General features: G+C 60.9%; 10 protein-coding genes and 2 pseudogenes. 7 read left to right on the plus strand and 5 right to left on the minus strand.

The annotated features are described in order from the left end of the window. Positions 1–192: 192 nt before the first annotated feature. The 3 genes from phbB (at position 193) to B3397_RS08305 (ending at position 3,474) form a co-directional block, all read left to right on the plus strand. Positions 193–936, plus strand: a complete 744-nt coding sequence (phbB, locus tag B3397_RS08295) for an acetoacetyl-CoA reductase (protein WP_296248960.1) — start codon at positions 193–195, stop codon at positions 934–936. Between the two features lie 117 nt (positions 937–1,053). Further along, positions 1,054–2,385 carry a CitMHS family transporter gene (locus B3397_RS08300; protein WP_296248961.1) on the plus strand — a complete coding sequence of 444 codons (1,332 nt, stop codon included), beginning with the start codon at positions 1,054–1,056 and terminating at the stop codon, positions 2,383–2,385. A gap of 114 nt (positions 2,386–2,499) precedes the next feature. Next, entirely contained in the window at positions 2,500–3,474 is a 975-nt protein-coding gene (locus B3397_RS08305) for a GntR family transcriptional regulator (RefSeq protein WP_296248964.1), read from the plus strand. A 13-nt stretch (positions 3,475–3,487) separates the two neighbouring features. Here B3397_RS08305 and B3397_RS08310 read toward each other — a convergent pair whose 3' ends face one another. After that, positions 3,488–4,147, minus strand: coding sequence for an aspartate/glutamate racemase family protein (locus B3397_RS08310; protein ID WP_296248966.1), 660 nt, complete (start codon positions 4,145–4,147; stop codon positions 3,488–3,490). Positions 4,148–4,378: 231 nt separating this feature from the next. Here B3397_RS08310 and B3397_RS08315 point away from each other — a divergent pair, with 231 nt between their 5' ends. From B3397_RS08315 to B3397_RS08325, 3 genes are all read left to right on the plus strand, one after another. Continuing rightward, positions 4,379–5,449: an isocitrate/isopropylmalate dehydrogenase family protein gene (locus tag B3397_RS08315; protein WP_296248969.1), complete on the plus strand. Its 1,071-nt coding sequence runs from the start codon at positions 4,379–4,381 to the stop codon at positions 5,447–5,449. Between the two features lie 278 nt (positions 5,450–5,727). Next, complete coding sequence (locus B3397_RS08320; protein ID WP_296248971.1) at positions 5,728–6,468, plus strand: AzlC family ABC transporter permease; 741 nt, start codon at positions 5,728–5,730, stop codon at positions 6,466–6,468. Next, entirely contained in the window at positions 6,465–6,791 is a 327-nt protein-coding gene (locus B3397_RS08325; protein WP_296248973.1) for an AzlD domain-containing protein, read from the plus strand. The genes B3397_RS08320 and B3397_RS08325 overlap by 4 nt, the downstream gene beginning before the upstream one ends. A 134-nt stretch (positions 6,792–6,925) precedes the next feature. On the opposite strand, the gene B3397_RS08330 is transcribed toward B3397_RS08325, so the two are convergent. The 4 genes and pseudogenes from B3397_RS08330 to B3397_RS08345 form a co-directional block, all read right to left on the minus strand. Continuing rightward, positions 6,926–7,546 carry a LysE family translocator gene (locus B3397_RS08330; RefSeq protein ID WP_296249153.1) on the minus strand — a complete coding sequence of 207 codons (621 nt, stop codon included), beginning with the start codon at positions 7,544–7,546 and terminating at the stop codon, positions 6,926–6,928. 139 nt (positions 7,547–7,685) lie between these two features. Continuing rightward, positions 7,686–8,417, minus strand: coding sequence for a carbon-nitrogen hydrolase family protein (locus B3397_RS08335; RefSeq protein WP_296248975.1), 732 nt, complete (start codon positions 8,415–8,417; stop codon positions 7,686–7,688). Positions 8,418–8,468: 51 nt separating this feature from the next. Continuing rightward, a pseudogene (locus tag B3397_RS08340) lies at positions 8,469–9,908 on the minus strand (MFS transporter). Positions 9,909–10,000: 92 nt separating this feature from the next. Beyond that, a pseudogene (locus B3397_RS08345) lies at positions 10,001–10,165 on the minus strand (short-chain dehydrogenase/reductase); the annotation flags it as partial. 222 nt (positions 10,166–10,387) lie between these two features. Between B3397_RS08345 and B3397_RS08350 the strand changes: the two are divergent. Beyond that, positions 10,388–12,583, plus strand: a complete 2,196-nt coding sequence (locus B3397_RS08350; RefSeq protein WP_296248977.1) for an OsmC domain/YcaO domain-containing protein — start codon at positions 10,388–10,390, stop codon at positions 12,581–12,583. Positions 12,584–12,712: the final 129 nt, after the last annotated feature.

Below are 12,712 nucleotides of genomic sequence, written 5' to 3' on the forward strand. Positions count from 1 at the left end.
GGTTTTGTTTTTGTGGGCGTTTTTTGGGTGGTGGAGAGCGGATTGGGTGGTAGGAGAGCGGACGCGGCTTACGCCGCTGCTACGATTGTATGCTGTGTGCTTGCAAAACAATCCAATCTGGCGTTAAGTGTGCGACACGGCCATCAAGGCTTCACATCAACTCCTTACAAAAACACAAATGGAGTGCAATCGATGAGCAAGCGCATCGCTTACGTCACCGCCGGTATGGGCGGGCTGGGAACCGCTGTATGTCAACGCCTGGCCCGAGATGGCTTCGTGGTGGTGGTAGGCTGTGGCCCGGATTCGCCACACAAGGCCGCCTGGCTGGCCGAGCAGAAGACCCAGGGCTTCGAATTCGTTGCATCCGAGGGCAACGTGGCGGATTGGGCGTCCTGCCAACTGGCTTTCAAGAAAATCACCAAGGACGTCGGCCCAATCGACGTCCTGATCAATAACGCCGGTACTGCTCGCAATGTCGTATTCCGCGATATGCAGCCGGGCGATTGGCAGACGGTGATCGATACCAACCTCAACTCCCTGTTCAACGTCACCAAGCAGGTCATTGACGGCATGGTCAAGCGTGGCTGGGGGAGGGTGATCAATATTTCCTCGGTCAATGCTCAGCTCGGGCAGGTCGGCCAAGTGAACTACTCAACGGCCAAATCGGCTATCCGCGGCTTTACCAGGGCGTTGGCCAAGGAAGTAGGCTCACGCGGTGTGACGGTCAATACCGTGTCGCCTGGTTATGTCGCCACCCCCAAACTCAAGTCCGTGACCACCGTGGATGTCATGGACAAACTGGTCCAGGAAGTACCGACCCGACGCTTGGGTACCCCGGAAGAAATCGCTGCCATGATCGCCTGGGTAGCCTCTGATGAATCCAGCTACGCCAACGGTGCCGATTTCTCGGTCAATGGCGGCCTGCACATGAGTTGATCCACCTGCACCCGATTGCGGCATGCTTCGCCGCCGGGTTGAGCGTGTCTGCAGTACTCGAAGCGCCTACAAGGGCTCATCATAAAAACAAGTGTACTTCTAGCCGAGGAAATACATATGCTGTCAATTCTTGGTTACGGCATGATCGTAACCTTCATGGCGCTTATCATGACCAAGCGCCTGTCTCCATTGGTGGCGTTGACCATCGTTCCGATCATCTTCGCTTTGATCGGTGGCTTTGGGCCCGAGATGGGCACCATGATGATCGACGGCCTGAAAAAGGTCGCGCCCACAGCCATCATGGTCATGTTCGCGATTCTCTACTTCGGCATGATGTTCGACACCGGCCTGTTCGATCCCGTCATTCGCGCGTTCCTCAAGATCATCAAGGGCGATCCGGTCAAGGCGGTGGTTTTCACTACCTTGCTGGCCGGGATGGTGTCGCTGGACGGCGACGGCTCTACTACCTACATGATCACCGTGACGGCGATGTTGCCGCTGTTCAAACGGCTGCGCCTGAATCTGCTGGCCATGACGTGCGTGATCATCTTGGCCGCCAGCGTGACCAACCTGCTGCCTTGGGGCGGTCCCCTGGCACGCGCCGCGGCCTCGCTGCAGGTAGAAACCGCCGATCTGTTCCAGCCCATCATCCCGTCGATGATCATCGGGTTCGTGGGTGTAATGTGTCTGGCCTACTACATTGGTATCCGCGAGCGTTCCCGCTTGGGCAAGCTGGCGTTGCCGGGCGAGGGCCAGGTAAGTGCCTTCGACGATGACGTGACCGGATTGCCCGCGATGTCCCAGGAAGACGCCGATCTGCGCCGGCCCAAGATGTTCTGGCTCAACGCTGTGCTCACCGTCTCGCTGATGGTGGGCTTGGTCATGGAATGGCTGCCCATCGCGATCCTGTTCATGGTGGCGTTCTCGGTGGGGCTGGTGATCAACTATCCGCATATGGCCGACCAGCGTCGCCGTATTGCCGCTCACGCCCCCACTGCCTTGAATCAGATCGCGATCTTTCTGGCAGCGGGCATTCTGGCCGGCATTCTCTCGGGTACCGGGATGGTCAACGCCATGTCCGCCAGCTTTCTGGCCCTGTTGCCGGAGTCCTGGGGGCCATACATGGCCCCGATCACGGCACTGGCAAGCATCCCGGGGACCTTCTTCATGTCCAACGATGCCTTCTACTATGGTGTGTTGCCCGTACTGGCCAAGGCTGCGGAGGCCTATGGCATCAGTCACGCCGAGATCGGTCGCGCTTCGTTGATAGGTTCGCCGGTGCACCTGCTCAGCCCATTGGTGGCGTCTACGTACCTGCTGTGTGGTTTGGCGGGTGTGGAGTTCAGTGACCACCAGAAGTACACCATGAAGTGGGCGTTCGCCTTGAGCTTTCTGATCATGGGAGGCATGGCGGTCACCGGTGCCTTCTCGATGTTTCCGGCGAGCTGAGTCGGCTGCGTGGTGCGGGATGCCCCAGGATAGGAGCTGTGGTATTTTGATCGCGTCGATGTCCAGGCGTCGACGCTCAATAGTGCGCACCGTCCTCAATCTTCACGAGCCAGCATGAACTCAATTGGCGTAGCCCCTTCCGAAGGCAAGAGCAGGCCTCGAATCAAGTCCGATCTGGCCGAGCAGTTGGCGCCCAAGATCATCGACATGGCCCGCGCACGTTCCATGCGCAGCGGGGAGCCGCTGCGCGAGGAAGCGTTTGCCAAGGAGCTGGGGGTGTCACGGTCACCCATCCGGCGCTGCTTCGCTTTGCTGGAACAACTGGGTATCGCCCGCAAAGAGCAGAATCGTGGCTACTTCCTGACGTGCGACGCCAAGTCCATCGAAACCGCCAAGCTGCCCCTGGAAGTCGATCCTTTCGAAGACTTTTATCTGCGTGTGGTCGACGATGTGCTGAGTGGCGACATTCCCACCACGTTTTTCGAAGCCGAGCTGCTACGCCGCTACGACGTGCCTCGCGGCCAGCTGATGAAGGTCCTCAACCGCCTGGCCAATGAGGCGATGATCGAGCGCAAGCCGGGCCAGGGCTGGGAGATCAACTCCTTTCTGCATGACTCCAAGGCGCATATCCAGAGCTATCGCTTTCGCATGGCCATCGAGCCCGCAGCCCTGCTCGAGCCTGGCTACAAGGTCGACAAGGCAGCCTTTGCCAAGGCACGTGCGCTGCAGCAGCAATTGCTCGATGGCGACATCTTCAAGCTGTCACGCTCCCAGCTTTTTCACATCGGTGCACAGTTGCATGAGCTGATCGTGCGGTGTTCCGGTAATGCGTTTTTCCTCGAAGCGATTCGTCGGCAGAACCAGCTGCGTCGCTTCATGGCCTACAAGGCCAACCTGGATCGTCCACGTCTGTTGACCCAGTGTGCCGAGCATATCCAGTTGCTGGATTTGATCGAAAGCGGCAAGTGCGAAGCCGCCGCCGGTTTCCTGCGGCACCATCTGGACATCGTAGGCCGGCAGAAAACCGAGAAGGACGCCCAGGACGAAGCGCTGAAACGAGCGCGAGACGAGGCCACGCCATCCGCCTGAAGCACGCTGGGCGTTAGCCCTCCAGCAGTGCCCGAAGCCGCTTCACTGCGCTGTCGGGAGTCGTCAGCACCGGCAAACCCCGGGCCGTTTGCGCCCCTGCAGCCGCCGTGGTCATCGAGAACTGCGAGAAACAGATCACTTCACTGTGCTGGACGGTGCGAGCCGCCTCGGCGATGGCGTGGTCGTGTTGCGCCTGATCGCCTTGGCCCAGTGCTTCGATCGCGCCTGGCACATGGATGGGCTTCACCCGCACCGCTTTGCCTGCGTGGCTGGCGGCCTGGCGAAACTCTTCGAGCATGGACCCAATGGACGGCTCGAACGTGGCCAGCAAGGTGATATGGGCCGCGCTGGCCACGGCTTCGTCGATCATGGCCTCATTGGGCTTGAGCACTGGAATGGTCACCGCCTTCTTGCAGGCATCGATGGCCTCACCGAAGGCAGAGCAAGTGAACAGTATCGCATCGGCCCCAGCCCCTTCAGCGTAATGCGTGAGGGCTAAAAAGCGCTCCTTGAGCTCAGCCGTCAGTGCGCCACTTGCCGCCATGTCCTTTGACAGCGAGTCGTCCAGCAGATTGAGCAGTTGCGGTTCCGGCCACAGGCGCCGAAAGGCGTCCGCAATAGGCGCCATGGACAGGGGAGTGGCATGAATCAGGAAGATTCGTTTGGCCGCCATGAGATTTGCTCCTTGATGAATAAAGCGCTGTCGTGCTGAAAACAACGGTTGCATAAATTGTACATAGAGGCAATAAAATGCAATATGCCGAGAGTGATTCGTAGCTGAGCATAGCCCCTGTCCTGGCGTGATTAGCGAGTGCATCCTGTCGTTAAATTGTATTTTGGCAATACAAGAAACATAAAAGGCCATTTCCCTTGGCCGTTTACCTACGTGAGCGAGGAAATAACAATGCGTATTCTGGTTCTGCCCGGCGATGGCATCGGCCCTGAAATCATCGGCGCATCGATGAGCGTATTGGACGCGGTCAACACCAGGTTCAGCCTGGGCCTGACGTTCGACTACGACGATGTCGGGTTTGTCAGCCTCCAAAAGCACGGCACCACCTTGCGCGACGAGACCCTGGCCAAGGCCCGTACCTACGATGGCATCATTCTCGGTACCCAGTCCCACGCCGACTACCCTGTCCCCGAGAAAGGCGGACGCAACGTGTCGGCGGGCTTCCGTATCGGTTTGGACCTGTATGCCAACGTACGTCCCGCGCGCACTCGTCCGTTTCTGGTCTCGAACATGAAGGAGGGCAAGCGCATGGACCTGGTAATCATGCGTGAAGCCACCGAGGGCTTTTACCCCGATCGCAACATGGCCAAGGGCTGGGGAGAGGTCATGCCCACGCCGGACATGGCCTTGTCGACCCGCAAGATCACCCGCCACTGCAGCGAGCGCATTGCGCGGCGGGCGTTCGAGCTGGCGATGAAGCGTGGCAAGAAAGTCACGGCCATCCACAAGGCCAACAGCTTCCACATGACCGACGGCCTGTTCCTTGAGGCGGTGCGCGCAGTGGCCGGTGAATTCCCCGAGGTGCAGCTCGATGACCTGCTGGTGGATGCGTCCACGGCGCATCTGGTGCGTAATCCCGAGCGCTTCGACGTGTTGGTCGCGACCAATTTCTACGGTGACATCCTCAGCGATCTGGCCAGTGAGTTGTCCGGGAGCCTGGGCCTGGCGGGGTCGATCATGGCCAGCGACGAGCACTGCGCTGCCCAGGCCCAGCATGGCTCGGCCCCGGATATCGCGGGCCAGGACAAGGCCAATCCGGTGTCGATGATGCTCTCGGTTGCGATGCTGTTGCAGTGGATGGGGGAGCACCATCAACAGCCGTCCTTGACGGCTGCGGCTGCCGAGATGGATCGCGCCGTGGACCGTGTGCTGGAAGATCCGACAACACGCACCCTGGATCTGGGCGGCACATTGGGCTGCAAGGCTTTCGGCGAAGCCGTCGCCGCGGTGATCAGCCGTTGATCCGGGGCTGCAAGCCCGCCTGAAGGTGCTGACGCCATCGCGGGCAGAGCCCGCTCCCACAGGAACCCGCATGCGCCCCCGCGACTTGCGCAGTTGCCAACCAGACCTGAGGGGAGCGAGGTTTGCGCCGTGACGGCGTAAGTACCGCCATCGCGCCTCTGGTCATTACCTGAGCGCGTCGTTTCCCCCTACAAAAAGTCGTTTCATCTCCCGCACACTGGGCCCTACACTACCCCCGCCATCCAACGCGACGCGTGCACGAACGATAAGGAACACCAATGCCGTACCGAAGTGCAAGGGAAGCTTTCCTGCAGGGGATTCGTGCACTCCTTCCCTTGACTCCCGGCGTGATCCCCTTTGGCCTGGTCACCGGTGTGATGGCCGTGGAAATGGGCCTGTCGCCGACAACCTCCATGGGCATGACGCTGCTGTTCTTTTCGGGCTCGGCGCAGATGGTTGCCCTGCAACTGATGCAGATTGGTGTGGTGCCAGTGGCCATCGTCGCCACGGCTTTGATCATCAATCTGCGCTTCATCATGTACAGCGCCTCGCTGGCGCCTTATCTGCACGCTTTACCCCGACGCTGGACATGGCCAATGGCGTACATGCTGTCGGACCAAGCCTATGCGCTGTGTACGCTGAAGTTCGTCAGCGGTGAGTTGGGGCGGTATGCCCATCATTACTATGCGGGCACTGCCTTTGGCATGTGGCTGGTATGGCAGCTGTCGGTACTGGCGGGGGTGTCGCTGGGTGCCAGCATTCCTGAAAGCTGGTCGCTGGGTTTTGCCATTCCCTTGTCGTTCCTGGCGCTGCTGGTACCGAACATTCGCGGAGCCGCGACATTGGGCGCAGCTGTCGTGGGTGGGGCGCTCGCGGTGCTGGCAGCGAACATGCCCTACAACCTTGGCCTGGTCATTGCCAGCGTGGGAGGGGTGACGGCGGGTCTGGTGATCGAAACCCTGCGCGACCGCTCCGTTGAGAACGCAGCGGCCCAGGACACAGGAGAGCAGTCGCCATGAGCGATCTGGCGTTGTGGGGATTATGCGTGGCTGTGGGTATAGGTACGTTCGCCATGCGACTGTCCTTCATCGAACTGCATGGCCGGTGGCGCATGCCGGAGCTGCTCAGCCGCGCCTTGCGCTATGTACCGGCCAGTGTGTTGGCAGCGCTGGTGTTGCCCGCCGTGGTGTACCCGAACGGGCAGGGCGCTTTCGCGCTGGACAACCCGCAGATTCCTGCCGCCATTCTGGCCGCCTGGGTGGCCTGGAAAACCCGCAGCACGGTGCTGACCCTGGTGGTGGGGATGGCGGTGTTATGGGGGATGAAAGCGTTGACGGCATGACCGCCTTCGCGGCTTTACGCCGCTCCTACAGGGGAATGGAGTGCGGGTGGGGGGCCTGTAGGAGCGGCGTACAGCCGCGAAGGCGTCGGTCCAGGCGCTGATGTCCGTCTGCCGCGAAGGCGTCGGCAGGGAACCTAGCGCTTGCTCAATGCGAGGCGGGCGGCGAACAGGACGAAGATCATCCCCGTGGTGCGGTCCATCCATTGGACCACTTTCGCTTTCCTCAGCACACCTGCCAGCGGCCGGGTGGCAGCGATAAGGGCCAGCGACCAGGCAAAGCCAATCGCTACATGGATGCCTACCAAGGCAAACGTCCAGGCGATCATCGCATCACCTTGGGGGATGAACTGGGGCAGGAAGGACACGTAGAAAATGCCGATCTTGGGGTTTAGGAGATTGCCCAGCATGCCCTTCACAAACCAGTTGGCGACAGGTCGGCCATTGGCTGCCGATGCGCCCATCGATGTTCGCGGACGCATCACCATATTGAGTCCCAGCCAGGCGAGATAGGCGGCGCCGCAATACTTCAGCACGGTATAGGCCAGTTCGGACACTGCTATCAGGGCGCCCAGGCCGAAGGCGACAGCGGCCCCCCAGAGCAGGCAGCCAGCACTGATGCCCAGAGCTGCGCGCAGCGCCTGGTGCTTGCCTTCCACCGCGGCGGTGCGCAGCACCAGAGCGGTATCCAGGCCTGGGGTGATGGTCAGCAGGGTGGCGGCGAGCGCGAAGGCAAGGAGGGTGTCGGCAATGGACATGGCGGTGGTCTCGGCCAAGGGTGAACGTTCGACAGAATAGCGCGAGTTGGGTAGGCGGTGGAGAGCCGCCTTGGGAATGCGCTACGGGCTTGAGTCCTCCACCATCACTTTCCGCTGTAGCGGTGAGCTGCGGCGTACTTCAACCAAGACCATGCACCGCAACTTCCCCGCTGCCTGGGTCGTAAACCACCAACCCTTCCATGCTCGAATCGATACGCCCTGCCAACTCGCCATCGGTATTCCACACCGCCGATTGTCCAGCGCCCACATAGTCATCGGCCGGCCCCACGCAATTGGCCATTAGCACCGTGAACCCATGCTGCCTGGCGATCAGCGGATAGTGCGCACAAGCCGCCGCCACACCCCGCTCGGACTTCGCCACACTGGTGAAGTAGATCTGCGCCCCCATGGCAGCGGCTTCCTGGGCGTGAACCGTTTGCAGTGACTCGTAGCAAATGGCAGGGGCCACCATGTGGCCCGCGACATCGAACACTTGCTGGCCGCTGGCGGGGATGAAAAAGGGCGTTTCATCGGCATGCAGGTGCTGTTTGCAATAGGTTGTGCGCATCACACCCGGCTGGAATACCACCATCCCAATCTCGATCCCCTGCCGGGCCTTGATCGGCAGGCCTATGGCTATCAGCATCCGATAGCGATCGCTCAGCCCCTGGAATTCATCCAGGCGTGGATCGCTGGCGTGCATTGCCAGTGCACCCGCCAGGGCAGGCTGATAGCCACTGAGTGAAAGCTCCGGGAAAAAAATCCCACTCCCGCCCAGGCCGGCGGCTTGATGAATGACCCGAACGTGCTTGGCCAGGTTGTCCTGGATGTTGCCAGGGATCGAGGCGATTTGCGCGGCGATGAGTTTCATGGGCAGTCCGTGTCGCAGAGTGATGAGATTGGCGTTGCCAGCGAGCGTGCTTCAGTGCTCCTTGCGTAACCTGAAGAAACTCACGCATCCCGCCAGCCCGGCTGCGACCGCCGCCATGGCAATGGCAACGTGCATGGCTTGCACATCCTGCGTGATGGTCAGGGTAGCATCGGTCGGGCCGCCGGTATGGCTGGCATAGGCTGACAGCACGATGGCCACCAACGCCGCGCCGAAGCATTGGCCGAAGGTCCGCATGATCGCCAGCACACCGGAGGCATTGCCGCTGCGCTCTCGAGAAACGTTGGCAAGCATCTCGCGGTTGTTGGGGCTCTGGAACAGGCCGAAACCGACACCGCACAGAAACTCTCGCCAGACAATGTTCGCAATGCTTGCCTGGGCAGGCAGCAATGCCAGCAATAGCAGGCCGAGAGTGAACAGGCCCAGCCCCAGGGTCGATAGCAGGGCGGGCGGATAGCGGTCGGCCAGGCGTCCTGCCTAGGGGGCCGCCAGAACGATGCCGATCGGCCAGGCGGTGAACAACAATGCCGCGGTGAATACGCTGTACCCGTACGCATTCTGGAACAGAAACGGCAAGGAAATAATGGTGATGCCCTGGCCGACAAAGGCCACCAGCGAGGTCAGTGCTGCCAGGGAAAAACGCGGCGAGTGAAAGAGGTCCAGCGGCAGCAGCGGCGCTGGCGCTCGACGCTGACGCCAGACGAAGGCGGCACCGGCGACGACCATGAGTACCCCGAACGCCCCGGCAATCAGCATACCCTCGAGCACCGAACCGCCGCTCAGTTTCGCAAACGCATCCGTGGCCAGAATCGCCGCGCCCATGGTGACGGCCGAAAGAAAGGCACCTGCCAGATCGAAGGGCTCCGTGGTGGGCAAGGGGTTGTGCGGTATGGCGCGCGAGGCCAGTACGGCCGCCAGGATACCCAGCGGGATATTGATCGCAAATAGCCAAGGCCAACTGGCCACCGACAGCAGAATCCCGCCCAATGTGGGGCCGATGGCCGTGCTGGCCGCCACCAGCAAGGCGTTCAAACCCAGTATTCGCCCCAGCAGGCGGGTGGGGAATACCGTGCGATAGATCGCCGGACCAATACTCAAGGTGGCCGCGCCGCCGATGCCTTGCAGCACACGCATGCCTACCAGCATGTCCAATGAAGTTGATAGCACGCAGCCCAGCGAGGCCAGGGCGAACACGATCACACCACTGACGAACAACCGGCGAAACCCGATGCGCGATGCCAGCGCGGAGAACGTGACCAACGTCATCGCCGCTGCCAGCAGATATCCATTGGCGACCCAGATAGTGTCGGCAGCCGAGACCTTCAGCGACTCGGCAATGGAAGGCAGCGCGACGTTCACCACTGTCCCATCGAGCACGGCCATGGCGGTAGCGGCCATCACCGCTACAGTGGCCAGACGCCTCTCGGCACCTGGAACGCCATCGTCGGCCGGCTTGTCTGCAAACAACTCCATGCGTTCCGTTCCTCGGGATCAGGCCCGCACCACAGCGGGTTCGCCACCATATCGAACGGTGCTGGCGCCGGCTACCCTCAAAGACGCCTTGCCAGACCGTGAGCACGATCCGTGCACCGCGCCGCGAACGCCTGCAACGCGGTGTCGCTGCGCACCGTGCCGATGACGCGATGCTCCTGGGCAAGCGCCTCCACGGCCAGCGCCAGGCCCAAGCCGCTACTGACGCCCGTGATGAACAAGGTTTTACAGTGGTTCATGGTCAGCTCCGTTCAGGTGAGTGTGCAAATAGGGTAGCCAGTCGGCACACGCTGACCTATGCCGGGTGATCTCGGTGCATTGCCTATTTCTATCAGCCCATTTGCAAGCACCGGGGTCATGATTCGGCTTGCCCCTTCGGACAGATCGGCCAAGACGCCCAGACGAAAAACCCGGATAATGCCGGCCTATTTCGTTTTGCTCGTTATCACGGTGATCGCCCCATGGAAATCAAAGTCAACTTCCTCGACAACCTGCGCCTGGAGGCCAAGTTCGATGATTTCACGGTGGTGGCCGATCAACCGATCCGTTACAAGGGCGACGGCTCGGCGCCCGGTCCGTTCGACTACTTCCTGGCTTCGTCGGCGCTGTGCGCCGCCTACTTCGTGAAGCTGTACTGCCAGACGCGCAACATTCCCACCGATAACATTCGCCTGTCGCAGAACAACATCGTCGATCCGGAAAACCGCTACAACCAGATCTTCAAGATCCAGGTCGAGCTGCCAGCCGATCTCTCGGACAAGGACCGTCAGGGCATCCTGCGCTCCATCGACCGCTGCACGGTGAAGAAGGTGGTGCAGGCCGGCCCCGAGTTCGTGATCGAGGAAGTGGACAACCTCGATGCCGATGCCCAGGCGCTGCTGATGCTGGACACCAACCCCCAGGGCAGCACCTATGTGGTGGGCAAGGACCTGCCGCTGGAGCAGACCATCGCCAATATGTCCGGGATTCTCGCCGGCCTGGGCATGAAGATAGAGATAGCCTCGTGGCGCAACATCGTGCCCAACGTTTGGTCGCTGCACATCCGCGATGCTCATTCGCCCATGTGCTTCACCAACGGCAAGGGCTCGAGCAAGGAAAGCGCCCTGGCTTCGGCCCTGGGCGAGTTCATCGAGCGTTTGAACTGCAATTTCTTCTACAACGACCAGTTCTGGGGCGAGGACATCGCCAATGCCGAGTTCGTGCACTACCCCGACGAGCGCTGGTTTCAGCCGGGGCCCAAAGATGCACTGCCCAGTGAAATCCTCGATCCGTACTGCCTGAAAATCTACAACCGCGATTCCGATCTACGCGGGTCCCATCTGTACGATACCAACTCGGGCAACATCGAGCGGGGTATCTGCTCACTGCCTTACGTGCGCCAGTCGGACGGCGAAACGGTGTATTTTCCGTCCAATCTGATCGAGAACCTGTACCTGAGCAACGGCATGAGCGCCGGTAACACCCTGGCCGAAGCACAGGTGCAATGCCTGTCGGAGATCTTCGAGCGAGCGGTCAAGCGCGAGATCCTCGAAGGCGAAATGGCCCTGCCCGACGTGCCCCGCGAAGTGCTGGCCAAGTACCCCGGCATCGTTGCCGGTATCCAGGGGCTGGAAGAGCAGGGCTTCCCGGTGCTGGTCAAGGACGCATCCCTGGGCGGCGAATTCCCGGTGATGTGCGTGACCTTGATGAATCCGCGCACCGGTGGCGTGTTCGCTTCATTCGGCGCTCACCCAAGCTTTGAGGTGGCGCTGGAGCGTAGCCTCACCGAACTGCTGCAAGGCCGCAGTTTCGAGGGTCTGAACGATCTGCCGCAACCGACCTTCATGGGCCATGCGGTCACCGAGCCGAACAACTTCGTCGAGCACTTCATCGACTCCAGCGGTGTGGTTTCCTGGCGCTTCTTCAGCGCCAATGCCGACTTCGAATTCGTCGAGTGGGATTTCTCTGCCGAAGGCGAAGACGCCAACGCCGCGGAAGCTGCCACGCTGTTCGGTATTCTCGAAGGCATGGGCAAGGAAGCTTACATGGCGATGTACGAGCACCTCGGCGCACCGGCCTGCCGCATCCTGGTGCCGGGCTATTCGGAGATCTACCCGATCGAGGACCTGATCTGGGACAACACCAACAAGGCACTGTTTTTCCGTGAGGACATCCTCAACCTGCACAGCCTGGACGAGGCCGGGCTGGAGGCGCTGGCGGCGCGTCTGGAAGAGTCGGAGCTGGACGACTACACCGATATCAAGACGTTGATCGGCATCGAATTCGACGACAATACCGCGTGGGGGCAGCTGACCATTCTGGAATTGAAGCTGTTGATCTACGTGGCCTTGCAGCGTTTCGAGGAGGCCAAGGAGTTGGTCGAAGCCTTCCTGCAGTTCAACGACAACACGGTGGACCGCGGTCTGTTCTATCAGGCGTTGAATGTGGTGCTGGAGGTTGAGCTGGACGAGGACCTTGAACTGGAAGACTATGAAGTCAACTTCCGGCGCATGTTCGGCGATCAGCGCATGGACGCAGTGCTGGGGTCGATGGACGGCAGCGTGCGTTTCCATGGCCTGACGCCAACCAGCATGAAGCTCGAAGGGCTGGACCGTCACCTGCGGTTGATCGACAGTTACAAGAAGCTGCACAGCGCGCGGGCCAATGTGAAGGGTTAGGTTTGGGGATTGCGGTGGGGATGAGGGCGTCTTCGCGGCTTTTACGCCGCTCCTACAGGGGGGAGGGGGTGAGGGTGGTGGTGTGGTGGCGGGCGTCTTCGCGGCTTTTACGCCGCTCCTACAGGGGGG

The sequence above is a fragment of the Pseudomonas sp. UBA4194 genome (assembly GCF_002379585.1).
Taxonomy (GTDB): domain Bacteria; phylum Pseudomonadota; class Gammaproteobacteria; order Pseudomonadales; family Pseudomonadaceae; genus Aquipseudomonas.

Excerpts from the sequence above, each read along its gene's own strand:
- phbB (WP_296248960.1), top strand. The coding sequence starts at position 193 with ATGAGCAAGCGCATCGCTTACGTCACCGCCGGTATGGGCGGGCTGGGA.
- B3397_RS08310 (WP_296248966.1), bottom strand. The coding sequence starts at position 4,147 with ATGGCGGCCAAACGAATCTTCCTGATTCATGCCACTCCCCTGTCCATG.
- B3397_RS08325 (WP_296248973.1), top strand. The coding sequence starts at position 6,465 with ATGAGCGATCTGGCGTTGTGGGGATTATGCGTGGCTGTGGGTATAGGT.
- B3397_RS08305 (WP_296248964.1), top strand. The coding sequence starts at position 2,500 with ATGAACTCAATTGGCGTAGCCCCTTCCGAAGGCAAGAGCAGGCCTCGA.
- B3397_RS08330 (WP_296249153.1), bottom strand. The coding sequence starts at position 7,546 with ATGTCCATTGCCGACACCCTCCTTGCCTTCGCGCTCGCCGCCACCCTG.
- B3397_RS08350 (WP_296248977.1), top strand. The coding sequence starts at position 10,388 with ATGGAAATCAAAGTCAACTTCCTCGACAACCTGCGCCTGGAGGCCAAG.
- B3397_RS08300 (WP_296248961.1), top strand. The coding sequence starts at position 1,054 with ATGCTGTCAATTCTTGGTTACGGCATGATCGTAACCTTCATGGCGCTT.
- B3397_RS08315 (WP_296248969.1), top strand. The coding sequence starts at position 4,379 with ATGCGTATTCTGGTTCTGCCCGGCGATGGCATCGGCCCTGAAATCATC.
- B3397_RS08320 (WP_296248971.1), top strand. The coding sequence starts at position 5,728 with ATGCCGTACCGAAGTGCAAGGGAAGCTTTCCTGCAGGGGATTCGTGCA.
- B3397_RS08335 (WP_296248975.1), bottom strand. The coding sequence starts at position 8,417 with ATGAAACTCATCGCCGCGCAAATCGCCTCGATCCCTGGCAACATCCAG.